Consider the following 19,344-nt stretch of genomic DNA (forward strand, 5'->3'; position numbering starts at 1 on the left):
CTAACTAGACTTCTGCCTAATAACTTATGCAGAACGAGTGTGGGGAGGTGCATGGTCTATAATAATAGATTGTTTATGTTATAAGATCTGCTGAGCAATCAACCTGTTTAGCTTACGGATATCCACTTTCTTGCCAATAAGACCTAAACGATTGACGAATCCTGCAAGAAAGAAGGTGTTCTTTTGGAAAATTGAAGGATGCAATCTAGCGAAAACCAGCAATTGATGGTTATATCCATTGTATAAATGATTTATCCAAAGTAAAAGGGGAGATATCCATTGTAAAAACAATATATCCATCATAAAAGTCATTTATCCATTGTAAAAACAATATATCCATCTTAACTAGCCTTGCCGCCGAAACAAAAAGCATAACTCCCACAACCGGTAGCGAGGGTCAGATCCCTCTTTATCTCTTTACCTATTCACCACTTCACCGCACAGCGGGTCAGACCCCTATTTCCAGACCCCTACTTCCTTCATGATCTCCTCCACGATAAGGTTATCCGTTTCAAGTCCGGTTATTTCTGTAATGGCTTGCTGCAATCCTTTTTCGCGGATTAGTTGTTGGATTGTCTGGGCTTCCTCATCATTTAGCACATCGTATGTGATGGCGGCTGCGATTGCTTTTATCAGGTTTTCTGGAGGGTGACCGAAAAGCTCAAGGTATTGTTTTGCCGGTCCTACTAGGCGGTCGTTCCCACCGAGCTTTCTGAGCGGAGCGCGTCCTACCCTAGTGACATCATCCGTGATATAGGAATTCTCAAAACGCGAAAGAATCTTGTCGATGTATGCCTCATGTTCTTTTTTATCGAATCCGTATTTCCCAACAAGGACCATTCCTGTTTCCTTCAAAGCGGACTCCGCCACTTTACGGACTTCCCCATTTGTCAGTGCTTCGTCTATCGTTTTGCAGCCCTTTTGATAACCCAAATAGGCAACTGCGGCATGTCCTGTATTCACCGTGAACAACTTTCGTTCAATATACGGTGCCAAATCACCGACAAATGTGATTCCTTCAATGGCCGGAGATTCTCCAACAAGTGCAGTTTCATCCACTACCCACTCATGATACGGTTCCACTGTGACCATCAGCTTATCAGTGTTCGTTTGATTTGGAACAATTCTGTCGACAGCGGCATCTGGAAAAGCAAATAGCTCATCAAATAACACGATTTCTTCTGGTGCCAAATCTTCGTATACATGCTGTTTCAACAAGGAGCTTCCGCCAATAAGATTTTCACAAGCTATGATGTTTAATGGCGCATCGTTGGTTTCAAGACGTTTACGCAATCCACTTACAAGCGATTTCGCAATAATTGGAAGGATGGACGGGCCTACTGCAGTAGTAATGATATCCGCTTCCACTATCGCCTTTTCCAACCTGTCGCTATCTTTTATACTATTGATGGCCGACACATTGCGTACAACCAACTCTTCCTGTGTTTTATCCGCCAGCACCACTCGATAAGCTTTCTTTTCATTTATCAGATCTACTATTTCACTGTTTACATCCACGAAAGTGGTGGTAAAGCCTGCCTTGTAAAGCAAAGCTCCAATAAAGCCTCTGCCGATATTGCCTGCACCATAATGAAGTGCCTTCATGTTATTGAACCCCTTCAAATAATTCAAGGATCTCTTCAGCAGATGTTGCCTTCACAATTTGTTGAACATTTTCTTCTTCAGAGCAGACAATCGCAATTTGCGATAGAATTTCTAGGTGTTCATCGCCTTTCCCTGCTATGCCAATCAGTAATTTCACTTCATTTTCTGCTCCAAATTCCACACCTGCTGGAACTTGTACAATAGCAATCCCGGATTCTTTCACCGCTTTTTTTGCATCTTCTGTACCATGTGGAATCGCAACAAAATTACCCATGTAGGTGGACGTTAATTCCTCCCGTTCCAACATCTTTTCAATATATGTTTCATCTACGTATCCACGGTCCACTAACAATTGTCCTGTCTTTTTAATTGCTTCCTCTTTTGTCCCTACAGTTTCGTTTAATAAGATATTTTCTTTAGCTAAGATTGGTAAGGTCATGATTCAAACACTCCTTAATTCAGTTAATTTTTCGTTAAAATAACGGTTTAATGTGGCAGCGAGATGATTCCCGATCGCAACCCCGTCCGTTGATTCAAATCGTGCAATGCTTCGGTCATCTTCTATGATAGATGCACTAATATGACTCAGTACTTCTAATACCTCTTTTTCTGCCTTTGAGGGGGCAAGAAGAAGGAGGACTGACTCCACTTTCATGGGCTCCTGATCCATTCCTGTTGTCGGACATGAATGAGTTAATTTGTATATAGAAAAAGTTGGTTTAATAACGGCCTCACTTTTGGCGTGGAACAATGCCAGCTTTGTACCCGGTATCCCAAGTCCTCCCATCCTTTCCCTCTCCAAAAGGTCTTTTAATACCTGAGTCACATCGGAGAGTTGCTCCAAATGTTGTAACTCCAAGCATAGAATCTGCAACGCAGCCCTAATGGACTCGCCACCTTCCCCCTTCTTAAAAATAAAGCCATTCAATAAGGTTGAAACTGCTTTGGAATAGAGAGAAACCTTTTCTAAATTATCTGCCACCGCTTCTATAGAAAGATCTTGGTTATAAAAGGCTTCCTCTAGTTCTAGATTACCTTTTAACTCTATCAATTTGTTTTTATGCTGCTCATAGATATACTGTTTGATTTTATCTAATTCTTCATCTGTTAAAATTGGATTGACGATAAAATAGTCTCTGTTTAAATCAGGCAAACGAATCGTAGAGATGATCAGATCATAGTTTGCATCATCTAACTGATTCAACTCGAAAAGAGATACATTCTGACATACTTTTATTTCAGGAATTTCTTTTTGAAGCCTTGTCGCAAGCATTTTTGAGGTTCCAATGCCTGTCGAACAAACGACAAGTGCCTGCAGCGGTCTGGCTTGATGGATGTTCAATAAGACAGAGCCAAAGTGCATGACCAGAAAACCGACTTCTTCTTCTGGAATCACGAGATCATGGAATGTCACCTCGACACCTTCTTTAATAATGGAAAATAATTCTGCATATTCCGTTTTGATTCGATCTAAGAGCGGGTTTGTTATGCCCATATTTTGCTTGATGCGGAATAATGCAGGACCAAGATGGGCAACAAGCCCCTGCAATAAAGAAGGATTATCTGAAAGATTTTGGTGGATCCTCTCTTCTACAAATCGGATGAGGTGCTTTGCTTTTAAGGCATCCTGCATTCCCGCTTCTTCTGCAAAATATTCCTTGTCCTGTCTTAACTTCGCTCCTCTTAGATGCATGGTGATGTAGCCAATTTCGGCGACTGGAATCTCTGTTTGATACACTTTTTCAAGCTTCTCAATGATTTTTTGGGCAATCATATATTCAGGAGTCCCTTTCAGTTCTAAAAGGTAGGCCTGATCTATGGAAATATTTTCTCCACGCATGATTCGCTCCATCGCCAATGCCAAATGAACAACCAGCCCCATATACGCGCTATCTGCAATGGAATAGGGCAGCTCTTTGTTCATTTCATCCACTGTCCGCTCTACAATATGCAGATTTTTTTTCTCTACTAGACCAAGCAATCTTTCCGAAATCGGGTCGGATGACGGCTTACTCTTCTTTTGAATGCTTTCTTTTATAAGGCTCAGCAGTTCATACTCATCCACATTATCAGTGATTACCTTGCTCATCGCCTTACGCTTGTCATTCTCATCGCCTTCTATCTGTACACCATATCCTCTTTTTCGGATAAGTGATAGATTGCGAAATTGGTTTAGCCGTTCCTCCACTTTATTAAGATCATTACTAACCGTCGCGATAGTGACATTCAAATCATTAGCGAGCGCAAACAACTTGACCGGTTCGACCGATTCCAATAGTGCACATAGAATGATTGTCTGCCTTTCTTCAGCGGTGTACTGATTATGATCTACATTGAAAAGAAAAAGCTTTAAATGTTCTATATTATCCTGTTCCCCGATTATCTGGACACCCACACCTGATTTCTTTAGTAAAGACAGCTGATACTGAGCCAAGGTTCCCTCGACTTCTTTTAAATCACGGTGGATGGTTCGGGTACTTACATTTATTTCATTCGCCAGATCCCCGACTGTCATTTCTTTATCCGTCGATAAAAGAATCTCAAGGATCTGCCTCTCTCTTGCGGTAATATACATAGCGCTCACTCCAATACCCTTGGATGATGACAATTTTTTAATACTATGTTTATAGTTTCATCATAAAACACAGATATTATTGATTCAATGAAAGGAAAGTAAGGATTCGTCAAAATTATTGTTGACAAAAGTTAATAATGACATCTCTTTTCCATTCCCCCTGCATGCAAAAAAGAAGGAGAGAGTCCGTGCTCTTTCCTCCTTCTTTAATATTACTTTAGGTTTTTAATAAGCTCATCATATTTAGGACTGTTCAAGAAATTCTCAACAGAAATATGAGTCGCATTCGGATGCTTTGCCTTTGCACGGTCTGTTAAGTCTTTATGCGTGATGACGATGTCAGCATCCATTGGAATATTACTGATGGAGGAGTTCGCTACATCAACGGACAATCCTGCTTTTTTAACTTTATTCTTCATGATGGATGCACCCATGGCACTTGACCCCATTCCCGCATCACATGCAAAGATAATCTTGTTTACTTCTTTTTCTTCCAAAGGAGCTTCTTTTTCTTTTGCAACAAGAGAGCTCGCTCTGCTTTCTTTCCCCTTTAGTGCAGATGTTTTTTCTGTTGCTTTTGCTAAATCATCATCTGTAGATTTAGAATTTTTTAAGATGACAGATGCAATTAAGAAGGAAACAGTAGTAGCTACAAGGACACCAGCCATGACTGCAAGGAACCCACCTCTTGGAGCCATAGCAGCTATAGCAAAAATACTACCAGGTGATGGTGCAGCAACCAGCCCTCCGTTAAATAGTAAAAGCGTGAATACACCAGATGCTCCCCCACCAATTGCTGCCAAGATAAGTGCAGGTTTCATCAATATATATGGGAAGTAGATTTCATGAATCCCACCAAAGAAATGGATGATGGTTGCTCCAGATGCAGATTGTTTAGCCATTCCTTTTCCGAAAATGACAAATGCCAACAAGATTCCAAGACCTGGTCCAGGATTTGCTTCAAGTAGGAACAAGATAGACATGCCTTCACGTGCCGCCTGTTCAATACCAATAGGCCCTAAGATCCCATGGTTGATCGCATTGTTCAAGAAGAGAACCTTTGCCGGCTCGATAATGATACTTGCAATCGGAAGCAGGTTCGCCTGTACTAGCGTTTCTACTCCAGCCGCTAACGTTTTGTTCAAAGTTAAAACAATCGGTCCGATACCTTTAAAACCAATAATCGTAAGGATACCGGCAATAATACCAGCAGAAAAGTTGTTCACAAGCATCTCAAACCCTTGTCGTACCTTTCCATCAATCGCTTGGTCAAATTTCTTGATCGCATATCCACCAAGCGGACCCATCACCATCGCACCAAGGAACATCGGAATATCTGCTCCCACGATAACCCCCATGGTCGCAGTTGCCCCAACAACTCCGCCGCGCAGGTCATACACAAGGCGTCCTCCCGTAAAACCGATCAATATCGGCAATAGGAACGTAATCATTGGACCGACAAGAGTCGCTAGTTCCTCATTTGGCCACCAGCCAGTAGGTATGAATAATGCCGTGATAAGTCCCCATGCGATGAACGCCCCAATATTGGGCATGATCATACCACTAAGATGACTACCAAAACGCTGTATTTTCACTTTAAAATTAGAAGATGATTTTGTCTCAGAGCTCATTTTACTGCCCCCTTATCATAATATTCTTGCTTACCCTTATGATAAAGCGGTTTCACCAAACAATCCATTGTTACTAAAGACCCATTTGGCAAACGTATTGTTGACATAATTAAAATAAGCAAAAAAAGAGGGGTCAGACCCCTCTTTAACACTTTAACGCAGAGCGGGTCAGACCCCATCTTTAGTTCATCACCCATTTATCCTTCATAAACATAACTCTAGCAATCACAAATGTTACGATGATGCAGATTAGGTTGCTTCCAATCATGATGGCCAGGTGTTCGTAGTTGATGATGCCGAAGCTCAGTTCTTTTAGTACTGTGAAAATGTTCATGATTGGTATTGCAAAGTGCTCGAATGATAATTCATTGATTCCAATACCTGAGATGATCATGATTGGAAATACAGCAATCATCATGATTGGAGTACTGTAACTCTGCGATTCCTTTACTGTTTTACCCATAATGCTTGTGATCATCTGGAAAGTTGCCATAAACATGGCATAGACGACAGAAACCAAAATGGCAAATCCAACAATCAAGTACACATTTTCACCAAACGAAATGGCATTTTTCATATTCTCCGTTAAGAAATTTATCTCTAAAGCCACTACAATCAACGTAACAATGCCAGTTAGAGCGCCAATAGTTGAAATAGTGAGCCACTTGGCAAGTAATAAAGTCATACGGTTAACTGGTGTCATCAATAACGCTTCCATTGTTTTCTTCTCTTTCTCTCCGGCAAACAAATCAGAGGCAGACGGACCTGCGCCGATCCCTATTGCCAATGCCAAAATCAATGGTACAAGCATGGCAACCATATTCACACCAGCTGTCTCCTCTGTCAGTTCTTTTTGTTCAATCGTAAATGGTTGAACAAGCTCCTGAGGAGTACCCTGTGCTTCTAATCGATCGGCAATGACTAGTTTTTCATAGGCTCCAAGAACAGTAGTAACCTGGTTCATTAATATAGAAGAGTTTTGACTAAAGGAATTTCCTATAAGCGTTACACCGGCCTCTTCTCCCTTTTCCACTTTTTCTAAAAATCCGCCTTCCAAAACCAATGCAGCTTGAGCATCTCCTTCTTCCAACACCGCCTCCGGATCTGCCGTTTTTACAAATTCAATATTCTCTATCCCCGCGAATAACGCTTCTTCCTCTGTACCAAATGTTTCATTCACAGCAAGGGAATAAGTTTCCCCTTCTCCATCCGACAGCATGCTTTCATAAAACAACACAAGTCCTGTCATCATCACAATCGGCAATAAAACGGTTAATAAAAGAGTTCGTCTGTCCCTGAACGAATCTTTCATTTCTTTAACGTATATTTTACGAAGCATAGTGTTCGTTCCCCCTTACAAGTTTACTCATGAAAATATAGTTAAGGTCACGAGAGCCTTCTGATTTATATAAAGCTTCCAATGAACCATGGTGGACGAGTTCACCTTTATGCATCATCGCCACCGTATCGCACAGCATGCTCACTTCTTCCATGATGTGACTAGAAAAAATAATTGTTTTTCCATCGCGCTTCAACTGATGGACGAGCTGGCGAAATACGTTAGAAGATGTAATGTCCAAACCGGTGGTTGGCTCATCGAACAAGATGATATCAGGGTTATGAATCAATGTGCGGGCAATTGCCACTTTTTGACGCATCCCTTTTGAAAAGCCGCCGACCTTACGATTCAAGTAATCCTTCATCCCAAACATTTTTGCTAATTCTTCAATCCGTACCTTTGTCTCATGCTTGCTCATTCCGTATAGAGCAGCAAAATACTCCAGGTTTTCGCGTGCTGTAAGGCGGTCATACAAACCGGTTTCCCCGCCGAAGAGCACCCCGATTTTTCTTTTTATGGAGTCGGAATTCTTAACCGTATCAAAACCCGCTACACTGATTGACCCTTCAGTCGGAGTTAATAACGTTGCGATGGACCTTAACAGCGTCGTTTTCCCCGCTCCGTTCTCCCCAAGCAATCCTACAACCTGCCCTTTGTTCACTGTAAATGTTACATGCTTGAGCGCCGTCACATAAGCCTTTTTATCTTGAAATTTCTTTGTTACTTGATTAATTTCGATCATAATTCTTTCACCTCGTCTGTTTGATTTCTTGTTTTTATCATACAAACTATTTTGGTTTGAATCTCTAGTTATGTCGCGAATATTCCTTTTGATGTCGCGAAAATGACCTTTCTATCCTTTTTGATGGTAAAATAAAGATAATTACCATGAATATGGAATGAAACAAAACTTCAAGGTGAGGGTAAAACGATGCGAGTTGGTCTTGTAGATGACAGATACATAGATTTGGACAAACTAAATGGAATTGTAGCAGCCGTACCGAATGTGGAGATTGTCTTCTCTACTCAATCTGCGGAAGAAGCCTATGAATATATTAAAAAAGAAGCAGTGGACCTTTTGATTGCGGACATTGAAATGCCCAACCTATCCGGGTACGAGCTCGCAGACATCATCCACTCGCACGCATTGAACATCGCTGTTATTTTTGTTACAGGAAGCAGTGGCTATGCCGTCCACGCCTTCGAGTTGAATGTACATGACTACATCATGAAGCCTTATACAAAAGACCGACTTGTCAAAAGTATGGAAAGATTACTGGAGAAATCCAAGTCTGCTGAAATTGCTGGAAGACTCTATCTTAAACAAAAAAACGACATCCACATTGTTCAAAAGAAGGACATCGTTTTTATTGAAAGATCTGGCCGCTCCACCACCATCTACACCAAAAGCGGACCCATCAAAACCTACCAGACATTGAATGAACTAGAAGGAGAACTGCGTGAGCGAGACTTTCTCCGCTCCCACCGGTCCTTCATTATAAACATTCATCACGTGAAAAACTTCTCACTCTATGCCAAGAACTCATACATCGTAACGTTTGAAGGCATGGAGGAACAGGCGATGATTACCAAAGATAAAGTGGAATTTCTGCAAGAGAATTACTTTTAGTAAGGATTGATTAGCGTTGAAGACTTCCTTTATTTACTCGGGGGCGATAGGTGCGCTCTTATTTTTACATATGCATGCACTCTTCGGTGAGTGGATTTTGCCTTATGTTAGTTTAATGGTTGCCACAGTAATTGCCTTTTATTTTCATAGAAAAATAGCAGTGGAGATTGAAAGGTTAGGATGGAAAGCCAATAGTGGTCTGTGGATTGTGCAAGTGTTGGTTGTGACGATTGCTTTAGGTGTGTCCCTGCCTCCAAGGCTTGCGGTTGCACCGATAATCGTGTTTGTTGCCTGTGAATATGTACGGATAACGACTGGTCAGCATTTTACTAGATTGCAGCGCGAACTTGCTCAACACGAAGAGCAACGAGCCCATATCAATGAAACCTTTCGCATTGTCCGCAGCGAGCGTCATGATTTCCTCAAGCATGTTTCAGCCGTCCACTTCATGTTAGAAAACGATAAGGCTTCAGAAGCAAAACTTTATCTTGATGACCTTGTGAAAAGCTACGAAGAGACCAATTACTCTATTAGAGGAGAGCGCGGGGTTGTCGCTGGCGTGCTACATCAAATGTATCGACGCGGCAAAGCTGCCGGGGTCAGTGTGGTGTATGATTTAGATCTGCCTTTGTCTATGTTACCGATTGGGGACCAGCAAATTGTCGGGCTCCTTGGAAACCTGTTGGGCAACAGCCTTGACGCATGCGAAGAATGGCAGCGGGAGCGAGGTGGGCAAGCCATGTTAACGTTACAGTTTTATAAACGCAGTGGCCTGTATATGTTGATTTGCAAAAATAACACCTTGCCTGTACCCGTTAATGTCTTGGACTCCCTGTTCGATACGTATGGACATACCACAAAGGGTGGCGGGCACGAAGGATTAGGGACCAAAATAATGAAGGATATTGTGGAAGAGCACCACGGTTTGTTGGATTTTGTGTGTAAAGATGAGGAATTTACCGTGAAAATCAAGGTGCCGGCGATACGGTAATAACTGAGGTTCTATTTGTTACGGCGCAATGGGACTTATCCATTGTAAAAATAATATATCCATTGTAAGCGGAGATATATCCATTGTAAAAAAGATATATCCATTGCAAAAATCATTTATCCATTGTAAATCCAATATATCCATTTTAGCCTACTTAACAAAAAACAAAGCTCCCCAAATCGGGAGCTTTGCCACCAAAACCTTCATCCGCCGTGGTCCTTCTTTACTAGACCCACCGACCATACCTCTCTCTACTGTATCCCTTCCTCCTCTGCCTCCAACAGCATCTCCGCCACAAGCCACCTTAATGTCTCTTGGAAAACTGTCTGATCCTCAGCAGGAGTCAATGGGACGAAACTGATACTTTTTCCGTCCAGTTCTTCCACTTCGATGCCACCGTGCTTTTCAGGATAGAAGACGAGCACCTGATGAACAGGTCGATACTTCTGCCAACGCTTTTTCCCGTAAATATAGGGAGACCTTACATTATCGGCATAACTCGTCAGCTGTCTCATAGAATCTGTCAGCGCATGGCGCTTGCGATACTTCATGTCAATCATAATGGTGCCGATATAAACTTCCCGTAAGAACAAATCCATCCGCACATCTGGGTTATTATTCGTACCAGTGGTATAGACAGGGACCGTCCATTTATCCGTTGCTTCCGGATGGCTCGGGATGGTTCCGTCATAGGTAATATGAAGAGAGATTTCCCCGAATTGATATTGAATCATATTATCTTTTGCGACTGGCTTACTAGTTATCACGAGGCTGCCACGGTTCCCTGGCTCTCCACTGTCAACCATGCCAAACACATCCACCACCTGCAGCCAACCCCAAATCTCATATAACTGGTCAGTCCGTTTCCACTGCTGGCCAAGCCCAGTATGAACCGGAATCTCCTCTCCCTGAAGAGACTGATCAATTTGATATAGCTTTCGGTATCGAACATCTACAAACATCACCATTGGAACCGAAAGCGCCTTTTTATAAGACACCTCCCTATACCAGTGACTGGATTTCACAAGATTTAACGCACCACTCATCCGCATCGCTTTTCCGCGATATTCCTTCAATTCCTCCACTAGGCGACGCTTCCTCTCCAATGGAAGAGAAATGGAGAAGGAGTAGTCCTTGCGATTTGATAACCCTTTAATGGTCGTGTCCATACATGCCACAAACTCGTGCAATAATTGATTCCATTTTTCTAAAATCGCTTTTAACATCTGATTTTCAGGGAGGTCATAATTTATCCGCTTTTGCACTGATTTCACCAGATTCATTGTGTCAGGCCGCTTCAGCCGATGCTGAATGGACACAACATCCACATGCGCCGGCATCTCAGCAGGTTGCATCTGGTATTCCTTCGCAACCGACGACCTCACCCTTTGTGCAAGGTCGGAAACAATTGCATAGATATCCGTAAAGTAATGTTGCAACATTTGATACTGCCGAAACAACTTCGGATCAATCCGGAGTGCCGCTAAACTCTTCGGACTATGCTGTTTGCGGATGACGTCGAGTGCTACACCCTTTAGTTTCTCTTCCACTTCAGAGCGCATCGTTGCAAGCTGATCGTCAAAAAGTCTGTTAGATATGACCTTTACTAGCGTGTAGAACGTCTTCCCATCCGACGTTTCGACTCTCAAGCTGTACAGACCAGGAATATAAGGATAATAATTGTCAGAAGTGGAATGCCTGAAAAGTGTCACCATTCCATCGCAGCCTAGATAATTCTCCTCTGAATCCTGATCAACCAGCAACCTATCATCTCCAAGCCCATCAAATCCGTCCATATAACATCTTGCCCCGCGATCTTCACATCGGAACCGCAGCTCAAGATTGACGTTCTCTCTTATCTCCGTGTAAACATGTACAGCTTCATCCCAGTCAGAAAGGTGCTCAACAAAGCTTTGAACCTCCGTATCCTCCCGAGATCCATTTTGAAAAACATGTGTAAAAATAACCGAAAAAGGCTGCGTTCTACATGGTGTATCCATTATATTTCAGCTCTTTCGCTTTTTGTTTGATAACATTTCTGCTTTCCTTGAAAATGGAAATATTCGTGTAGCGATCAAATAACCGAATGATCAAACTGCCCTCCACGGTATCCTTTTCACGGTTATATCGACCAAGCAAGTCTCTAAGCTGATCCTCTGACCCTCTCACTTTTGTCAACACACGCTGAACAACTTGAAGGTCAAAAGCATCTTCTCGTAAAATATATTCCTGTGCCGGAAGATTGCCCAAATACTGATCTATCTGCTTTACAATCCGCGGCCCCACCCCGACCTGCTTGTTCACATTTTGCATCATTTGATGAACTTCCCATAACAATCCCAATTCATCATCATGAAGACTTAAACTTCTATTTTTATATTGAAAAGATTCAAACGTATCATAATCCACTTCATCCGCACGTGCGACCATCCCTTTTTTCTTTTCCGGAAGCTGTTTCATCTCGGTGAACGGCATCACATCTAACGACAGGACATTCGCACGATCTAACACCTTATCGGAAAAATGATAGGTCGACTCATCCATATTGACCGTGCCGACAAACAAGACGTTTTCACGTATCACAATAGTCGGTGGATATTGTGCAGAGTTATACAGCCTGCTTTCCAAATCGTCGTTATATAACCGGAGCACTCGCTTCCCATGATCCATTTCCAAAATCGATAAGAACTGGGAGAAATAATGCTCCACTCTTGCCAAATTCATCTCATCAAAACAGATGATATACAGTTTATCCTTGTCATCTTCCGCCTTACGAAGCGCATTGATCAACCCCGAATCCCCAGGACGATACACCATATTCAGCGTGTCCGCATAGCCGATTAAATCTGAATCTGACGTCCAGGACGGGCTTACTGGAATAACAGTAAGCTGCTCTCCTTTTAAGCCAAGTGACTGGCTATACAATTCCACCAATTTTGTCTTGCCAGTTCCACTCATTCCGGACAAAATGACAAGAGACGACGACTTCATGGAAGTGTGAAAATTGATTAGATTCTCTTTCCGATAAATGAGTCCCGCATCCTGCGTGTGGCTGAACAGAAGCTCCAAAAACTCCTGTTCCTTCTCGTTTCCTTTTGGGATAGGTACGTTAATTTCACTTGTCGGCTTTTCCATAACCGAGACGGCAACCTCTTGCCTGCTGCTTTGGATTTCTGGTGAGGTTTGCTTGTCTAAAGAAGAAACTGCCACCTCTTGAGGTAGAGTTTCTCGGTCAGACGAATCTGCCACCTGCACCGCCTTTTGTTCTTCTAAACGATGCAGTAACTTCTGAAAGTGCGCAATTGGTACAAATGCAACATGAGGGCTCTCATCCGTCAGATAGCACTCATCCAGCCATTCCTCTTCCAAAGTAAGCATCTTCAACTCATCACGCAATTCAAAGTTAAACCCACCATGAGCATACTGATGTTTTTCCAACACTCCATAAACGGTAAACTGCTCGTCTTCCTCCGTTTCTTCTTTCCACAACACAATCGGCGGTGTGTCATTCGCCTCATGTGACACTTCTGTAATGCGGCCGACGAACTTCTTCTCCACAAGCCTTGAGAGAAATACATCCTGCTCCATCCCATTTACTTTTTTGCTGAAAATAGGAACTGGAATTAATTTTAAATCCTTTTCATAGCTTGGTAGCTTAGGCATCACGCGCACCCCGAACATGTTATACACTTCTTCATGATTGTAACGAATGCGTTTTTCCACCTTAAAAATTAACAGCCGATCATCAAGCCATTCCCGTAACTTTTCTTTACGGATAAATTCCGGCTGCGTATAATCATCCTCAAATCCCCATTTTTCCAAGTCAGAATAGAATCCTGTCACCGCTTTTACATTCGGAAAGCTTTCGGCAGGCTGTGAAATGATTCGGACAAAAAACTGGAGACTGTCCTGCTTATTTATAAGTATCGAGTCCCTGTAGAGCAACTCACTCTGATCGACATCTGCCAGCACACCAACTAAGTCATTCTCCCAAACCTTATTCATCGCTCTCAACCTTTCTCTATATAACGTTTCATTGTCGGAAAATCGCTAAATTCTTTTATATTCTTCTGTACCGTCCGCTTTATTTTCCTTCTCACCTGTGGTGGCACAAGATACGTCATCATCCAAACCTCATCACATTTTTCAAGCAAATCCGATTCCAAGGCGTCTGGAACATCCTTCAGCTCCAACACACAAAAAATATGTTTTGCTGAATTTTCAGTTAATTTATTTTTTGGGTCACCCACCAAGACTATTTCCTTTTGGTCCTTTATAGCAGATATTTTTTCATCTGTTCTAACTGTTGTTGTTGCGGCTACCTCTTGTTGTTGGTGAAGCAACATCGCGTTTAAGTGAGAAATTTCTCCCTTCAACTTTGCCACTTCCTCTTTTAACGCTTCATTTACCTCGGCGGTTTTCTTGTTGTTTTCCACCGTCTCCCTGTGCTGCGCTCGTTCGGTTCCAAGTTCCTGCTGCAGTTTAAGCTTTTCGCTCAGTGCTGATTGTTTCTCTTCCTTAGACTGCTGCTTTAACTGCGAGTACTTTTTTTCCCACTCCCCTATTTTCGCGCGTAAATCCTTATTCTTGTCTTCGGACTTATTCCATTTTTTCTCCCACTCCGTTGTAGAGGTGGAATCTACCTTCTCAGGTAAAACTTCCTCTTCCTTTTTTTCCTGTCTATCTACAAGACTACTTAACTCATCTACCTCATATTTTTCCATCAACGTCTCTTCAAACTCCGATGCAAGCTTTTCAAACTGCTCCTCTTCGCTTGCATATAAGCCACCAAGAATCAGATGAAGCTCTTTACCTTCTTCATATAATTCTATTAACGCTTCTAACGTAATGTCGTCCCCTTTGTCAGCAGGTTCATCTGTATCATCATCGTTTATCGTGTAATAAGCTTTTATCATTTTTAGATTTCGCGGTTTCAGGGCTTCTGCGATAACCATTGCCCTTGCGTGTTTTATATTTTCCTGATTTATTTGACGGAAGCCTTTTACCTGGATTGACCAAAAGTCCACTAGTGCCACCAATTCCCCATCCGGAATCGTACTAAATACCTTTTTCCATGTTTCCCTGCTCAATTGCATGACCCCCTCTTATTTCTTGTCGGTTCCTTATTTTCTTTGATATTCTATTAAGTAATGACACTTCTAATTTTACATGAACACGCACGTTTTTGTAAGGTTTCGAAAATTTAAACATAGAACTATCTTCCTAGAGAGCTCTTTTCTTCTAAAAGATTGTTGCTATTCTCTTGTAAAAAGTCGGCAGTTGGACTTTTTACTGCTTACGTACTATAGAAATAGCAAGTAGTATGCTTCATTCGACAAAAAAAAGAGCCCGACAGTAATTAATATAACGGCTAATTTAACTATGCATTACAAAAACAAAGTTTACAAAACAGCACAATAGAGAGGTGATTGGTCATGAGTCTTTTAGAAAAAATTAAAGAAATCCCTGCAACCCCAGGCGTTTATCTAATGAAAGACTCTGCCGGCCAAGTCATCTATGTGGGGAAATCAAAGCGTCTACGTCAACGCGTTCAATCTTATTTCAGAGAATCTGCTACCCATACCAACAAAATCCGAAAACTTGTCAAGCATATCCATGATCTAGAGATCATCGAGACAGACACGGAATTTGAAGCCCTACTGCTCGAATGGCAGCTCATCCAAGAAATACGCCCGCAATACAACCGGCAAATGAAAACACCAGAGGCCTTCCTCTATCTAACAATCCGGAAGGTCGGCAAGCTCTATCGTCTTCGCCCCTCCACCCAACCCTTGCGTGGCGGCGATGGCTGGAGCTTTGGACCATATTCAAACAGGAAAACAGTCAGTTTTGCGATACGAGGGTTGAAGGATGTGTACCGCCTCGACTGTTCTAACCCCGCCATAAACGGATCACCCTGCCTAAACTATTCCCTTGGTCTATGCCGCGGCATCTGTCTTGGCGGCAAAGCAGTGGGGGAATACAACGCGATCGTAGAACAGCTCATCCACTTGCTTAATGGGGAAAGTGCGGAATTGCTGGAACACATGCAGCAGGAGATGAGTCAGCTTGCGGATGACTTGGACTTCGAGCGTGCAGCCAGATACCGAAACTGCATTCAATCCTTGCAGGCCCTATTGCAAAAAGAAGATGTGATGGATTTTACGGAAGGAAATCATTTAATGTTGGTGGCCGAAAGATTGGATGAAAACAGGGTAAAATGCTTTGTGATCAGGAGGACGGATGTGTTGTTTAGTGAGGTTTATGGCGGTGAGAACGGAGTGGATGAGGAAGTACGTAGAGATATTTTTGCAAGGCTTTCTCATGAACTCTCTGATGCCGTCCCTGCTGCAACCCGTGGAGTGAGCCGGTTTGAAATTGATAAAGCGCAGATTATTTACAGTTATTTACGAAGTGGGAAATGTAAGTATAAGATGGTCGGTCACGAGGATTTGGGTGCGTTGAATGCATTGATTTCTGATGTTTTATGATGTAAAAATTACTGTTGCCAGCCACTTCGTACGTGAAGTGGCTGTTTTTTTGGACCTCTTGACTTTGGAGACACAAGTTGATGCCAAAAGTGGACAAGTTCGTGCGGAAAGATTATGAGTTCGTGCCAAAATGGGGCAAGTTCGTGCCGAAATGCCCTGAGTTCGTGCCAAACGAGCAATCACTCAAATGAGTCCATTTTTAGCTCGCGCTCAATCCCAACTCATACACCAAAAATCGCTCATTCGCATTTTTCTCATACTCATCAAGCTGGACCTCTAGCTTAAGAGTAAACATCGAATGATTTTCCAAAAAGAACACAAAATCAGGAGCCGGATAATAAAGCACAATCTCTATAGGCCGATCATGTTGTTCGATGGAGAAGAGAATATTGCTGACCACTTGCCTGAAAATATCTATCGAAAATGGGTTAAAGAAATAGAACACATTGGCCGTTTCAGGTATTGTATACTCTTCGGCCAAGCACTTTTCAAACATGATCATCTGTCTTCCCTTACCTCTATACATGGACAAATTCTTCAAACAAGCCTCGTAAAATGTCTCATTCATTTCAATACCGGTTACCCTAGGCCCAAACCGATGTGCCAAGTAAAAATTCAACCTGCCTTTTCCACACCCAAAGTCAACCACGTGATTATCGGAGTCTACCAAGTATCTTTCAAACAACCGGTCCAGCGCTTCATATGGAGTAGGCTCATAGCGATGATAGGTAAAAGAGCGGTGAATACCCATCTGTATATCAGTCGTTTCGATGTTAAGTTTCTGATCATATCTTTCTGGAGATCTTGGCATTTCCTTTTCCCCTTGCTATAATTTGAGCTTATTTGTAATTACTTTATTAATTGAAAATGCTCCATATATATATCTGGTTTAAAATAATGGTCCATTTTTTTAACCCATTCTTTAAATAAGTCAGATCCCACAAAACCTTTCATATGGTCCTCGAGAGTTTCCCATTCCACTTGCACCATATACTTCCCTTCTGTTTCGATGCATTTATGTAAAGTGTGCGCGTTATAGCCTTTTGATTGAGCGATTGTTTCTTTAGCTACTACTTCAAAATCTTTTTCAAATCCGGCTTCCATTCCTTCGTTTATATTAAAAAATGCTACTTCGGTTATCATAGTTGTATCTTCCTCTCACTAGTAAAATTTCTCTTATATTCATTATGCGTGAAAAACGCCAGAATTAAAAACCAGATGCATAGTTCTCACCATTTTTTCACTTTTAAGATTTTTCATTAGCCAAATTTTTAATTTATTGTCCACTTTCGAGATTCATTAGCCAAATTATCGATTTATTGTCCAACTTTTACGTTTATTAGCCACTTGCCCTCATAAAATTGCCATTCGACACAAACACACATTAATCGACAAACACCTCCGCGACCAAAACACAAAAAAATCCGCCCCCACCAAAAAGGCAGAAGCGGACCTCCCTCAAAAAAACTTAATTATTCCCCACCAATTCTGTTTTCACCTTACGCTCACCAGCAACCGCAAGCTCACCCATCGGCCCAGGCTCTACTTCTGCTTCTGGATCTCCCGCCTGTGTCGCCCGCTTAATAAAGAATGACAACACGAGCGCAACCACCGCAATAAATGTTGACACGAAAAAGGCGAAATTGATTCCTTCTAACATCCCTTGCATCATCACTTGTTGCTGCATACCCGCAATTGCCTCATCAGACGGGTTCGCACCCAAAGCAGCCATTGCATCTCCTGACAGCTCACGACCAACACTTTCCGCCCTCGTTGACATCAACGTCACCAACAGCGCCGTTCCAATCGCCCCTGACACCTGCTGTAACGTATTGTTCATGGCGGTACCATGCGGATAAAATCGTGTTGGCAACTGGTTCAAACCGTTCGTGGAAACCGGCATAAACACCATCGACATACCAAACATCCGCACGGTATATAAAATCAATAGTTGCGTGTAAGTCGTTTCAAAGGTCAACTGACTGAAGAAATACGTCGTCCCCACGGTAATAGACAAACCGGTAATGGCAAGCGCACGGCCACCGTACTTATCAAACAACTTCCCAGTAACCGGCGACATTAATGCCATCACAATCGCACCCGGAAGCATCAATAAACCGGCATCCAATGGTGAAATTCCGCGGATCGTCTGCACATAAATAGGCAACAATATCATCCCCGAGAACATCGCCATCGTAATAACCATTGAAATAGCTGATGATAAAGCAAACATCGGGTATCGGTAGATTCGGAAGTTCAACATAGGTTTTTCTTTTCGAAGCTGACGTAAAATGAACCAAACTAACGATAATGTACCGATTGCAATGGTTCCGTATACAAGCGGACTATCCCATCCCTTGGAACCAGCAGAACTAAATCCATACAATAAACCACCAAAACCTATACTCGATAAGACAACAGAAAGTTGATCCAGGCGAATTTCTTGCTTTTCTTTTCTATCCTTTAAAAGAAAAACACCTAATAGCAAAACAGCAATCGCAATTGGTGACACAAAGTGGAATAGCATTCTCCAATCGTAATGTTCAATTAACCAACCGGAAAGCGTCGGCCCAATTGCAGGCGCCCCCATCATAATTAGTCCGAACATACCCATTGCGGTTCCACGCTTTTCGATTGGGAAGCTGACAAGCATCACATTCATTAATAATGGCATTAATATGGCCGACCCGGAAGCCTGCATCATTCTGCCTGCTAAAAGAACGCCAAAAACCGGTGCAAAACCGGCCATTACTGTCCCAACGGCAAAGAGACCCATTGCGACAATAAATAAATTCCGTACAGAATACTTTTGAATTAAAAAAGCTGTGGTAGGGATCAATACCCCATTCACCAGCATGAAGCCAGTTGTCAGCCATTGAACCGTTGAAGGTCCCACTTGAAGCTCTGCCATAATGGATGGCAGGGCAATATTTAATAAAGTATTATTTAAAAAAGCAATAAACGCGCCGATCATTAAAATGGCCAAAATACCATATGGTGGACGATTTATCGTTGTGTTTGATTCTGCTTGCTGCATTCTTTCTCCTCCATTTATACTAACAGTACATTTTTATACTACCAT

The 19,344-nt window shown here is 42.3% G+C and carries 16 protein-coding genes; 3 read left to right on the top strand and 13 right to left on the bottom strand.

From position 1 onward, the window contains the following. Positions 1-78 precede the first annotated feature (78 nt). From HF078_RS10290 to HF078_RS10320, 7 genes are all read right to left on the bottom strand, one after another. A complete protein-coding gene (locus HF078_RS10290) occupies positions 79-303 on the bottom strand; it encodes a hypothetical protein (protein ID WP_169291067.1) in 225 nt (74 codons plus the stop codon). 153 nt (positions 304-456) lie between these two features. After that, positions 457-1,605 (bottom strand): mannitol-1-phosphate 5-dehydrogenase, encoded by a 1,149-nt coding sequence (locus tag HF078_RS10295; RefSeq protein WP_169291068.1) that lies wholly within the window; start codon positions 1,603-1,605, stop codon positions 457-459. 1 nt (position 1,606) lies between these two features. Further along, on the bottom strand, positions 1,607-2,044 hold the full coding sequence (locus tag HF078_RS10300; protein WP_169291069.1) for a PTS mannitol transporter subunit IIA: 438 nt from the start codon (positions 2,042-2,044) through the stop codon (positions 1,607-1,609). A gap of 3 nt (positions 2,045-2,047) precedes the next feature. Beyond that, complete coding sequence (locus HF078_RS10305) at positions 2,048-4,180, bottom strand: BglG family transcription antiterminator (protein WP_169291070.1); 2,133 nt, start codon at positions 4,178-4,180, stop codon at positions 2,048-2,050. A 212-nt stretch (positions 4,181-4,392) separates the two neighbouring features. After that, the gene (locus HF078_RS10310; protein WP_169291071.1) at positions 4,393-5,811 is read right to left on the bottom strand and encodes a PTS mannitol transporter subunit IIBC; all 1,419 of its coding nucleotides are present in this window, start codon (positions 5,809-5,811) and stop codon (positions 4,393-4,395) included. A gap of 181 nt (positions 5,812-5,992) precedes the next feature. After that, positions 5,993-7,150, bottom strand: coding sequence for an ABC transporter permease (locus HF078_RS10315; protein WP_169291072.1), 1,158 nt, complete (start codon positions 7,148-7,150; stop codon positions 5,993-5,995). Continuing rightward, positions 7,140-7,892 carry an ABC transporter ATP-binding protein gene (locus tag HF078_RS10320; protein WP_169291073.1) on the bottom strand — a complete coding sequence of 251 codons (753 nt, stop codon included), beginning with the start codon at positions 7,890-7,892 and terminating at the stop codon, positions 7,140-7,142. The genes HF078_RS10315 and HF078_RS10320 overlap by 11 nt, the downstream gene beginning before the upstream one ends. 189 nt (positions 7,893-8,081) lie before the next feature. Here HF078_RS10320 and HF078_RS10325 point away from each other — a divergent pair, with 189 nt between their 5' ends. Together HF078_RS10325 and HF078_RS10330 are read left to right on the top strand one after the other, a co-directional pair. Continuing rightward, entirely contained in the window at positions 8,082-8,780 is a 699-nt protein-coding gene (locus tag HF078_RS10325) for a LytR/AlgR family response regulator transcription factor (RefSeq protein WP_169291074.1), read from the top strand. A gap of 16 nt (positions 8,781-8,796) precedes the next feature. Then, entirely contained in the window at positions 8,797-9,771 is a 975-nt protein-coding gene (locus tag HF078_RS10330) for a sensor histidine kinase (RefSeq protein ID WP_240951719.1), read from the top strand. Positions 9,772-10,022: 251 nt separating this feature from the next. Here HF078_RS10330 and HF078_RS10335 read toward each other — a convergent pair whose 3' ends face one another. From HF078_RS10335 to HF078_RS10345, 3 genes are read right to left on the bottom strand one after another with little or no spacing between them, the layout of a single operon-like run. Next, positions 10,023-11,771, bottom strand: a complete 1,749-nt coding sequence (locus tag HF078_RS10335) for a DUF2357 domain-containing protein (RefSeq protein WP_169291075.1) — start codon at positions 11,769-11,771, stop codon at positions 10,023-10,025. After that, on the bottom strand, positions 11,755-13,776 hold the full coding sequence (locus tag HF078_RS10340) for an McrB family protein (protein ID WP_169291076.1): 2,022 nt from the start codon (positions 13,774-13,776) through the stop codon (positions 11,755-11,757). Before HF078_RS10340 ends, HF078_RS10335 begins: the two co-directional genes overlap by 17 nt. A 5-nt stretch (positions 13,777-13,781) precedes the next feature. Next, entirely contained in the window at positions 13,782-14,861 is a 1,080-nt protein-coding gene (locus HF078_RS10345) for a hypothetical protein (RefSeq protein WP_169291077.1), read from the bottom strand. A 345-nt stretch (positions 14,862-15,206) separates the two neighbouring features. Between HF078_RS10345 and HF078_RS10350 the strand changes: the two genes are divergently transcribed. Continuing rightward, positions 15,207-16,262: a GIY-YIG nuclease family protein gene (locus tag HF078_RS10350; protein WP_169291078.1), complete on the top strand. Its 1,056-nt coding sequence runs from the start codon at positions 15,207-15,209 to the stop codon at positions 16,260-16,262. A gap of 199 nt (positions 16,263-16,461) precedes the next feature. Here HF078_RS10350 and HF078_RS10355 read toward each other — a convergent pair whose 3' ends face one another. The 3 genes from HF078_RS10355 to HF078_RS10365 all read right to left on the bottom strand — a co-directional run bounded on the left by HF078_RS10355 (position 16,462) and on the right by HF078_RS10365 (position 19,299). Further along, positions 16,462-17,073 carry a methyltransferase gene (locus HF078_RS10355; protein ID WP_169291079.1) on the bottom strand — a complete coding sequence of 204 codons (612 nt, stop codon included), beginning with the start codon at positions 17,071-17,073 and terminating at the stop codon, positions 16,462-16,464. A 38-nt stretch (positions 17,074-17,111) separates the two neighbouring features. Then, positions 17,112-17,405, bottom strand: a complete 294-nt coding sequence (locus HF078_RS10360; protein WP_169291080.1) for an antibiotic biosynthesis monooxygenase family protein — start codon at positions 17,403-17,405, stop codon at positions 17,112-17,114. Between the two features lie 325 nt (positions 17,406-17,730). Further along, positions 17,731-19,299 carry a DHA2 family efflux MFS transporter permease subunit gene (locus HF078_RS10365; RefSeq protein ID WP_169291081.1) on the bottom strand — a complete coding sequence of 523 codons (1,569 nt, stop codon included), beginning with the start codon at positions 19,297-19,299 and terminating at the stop codon, positions 17,731-17,733. Positions 19,300-19,344 lie beyond the last annotated feature (45 nt).

The sequence above is a fragment of the Bacillus sp. RO2 genome (genome assembly GCF_012911845.1).
Lineage (GTDB): Bacteria > Bacillota > Bacilli > Bacillales > Bacillaceae_I > Sutcliffiella_A.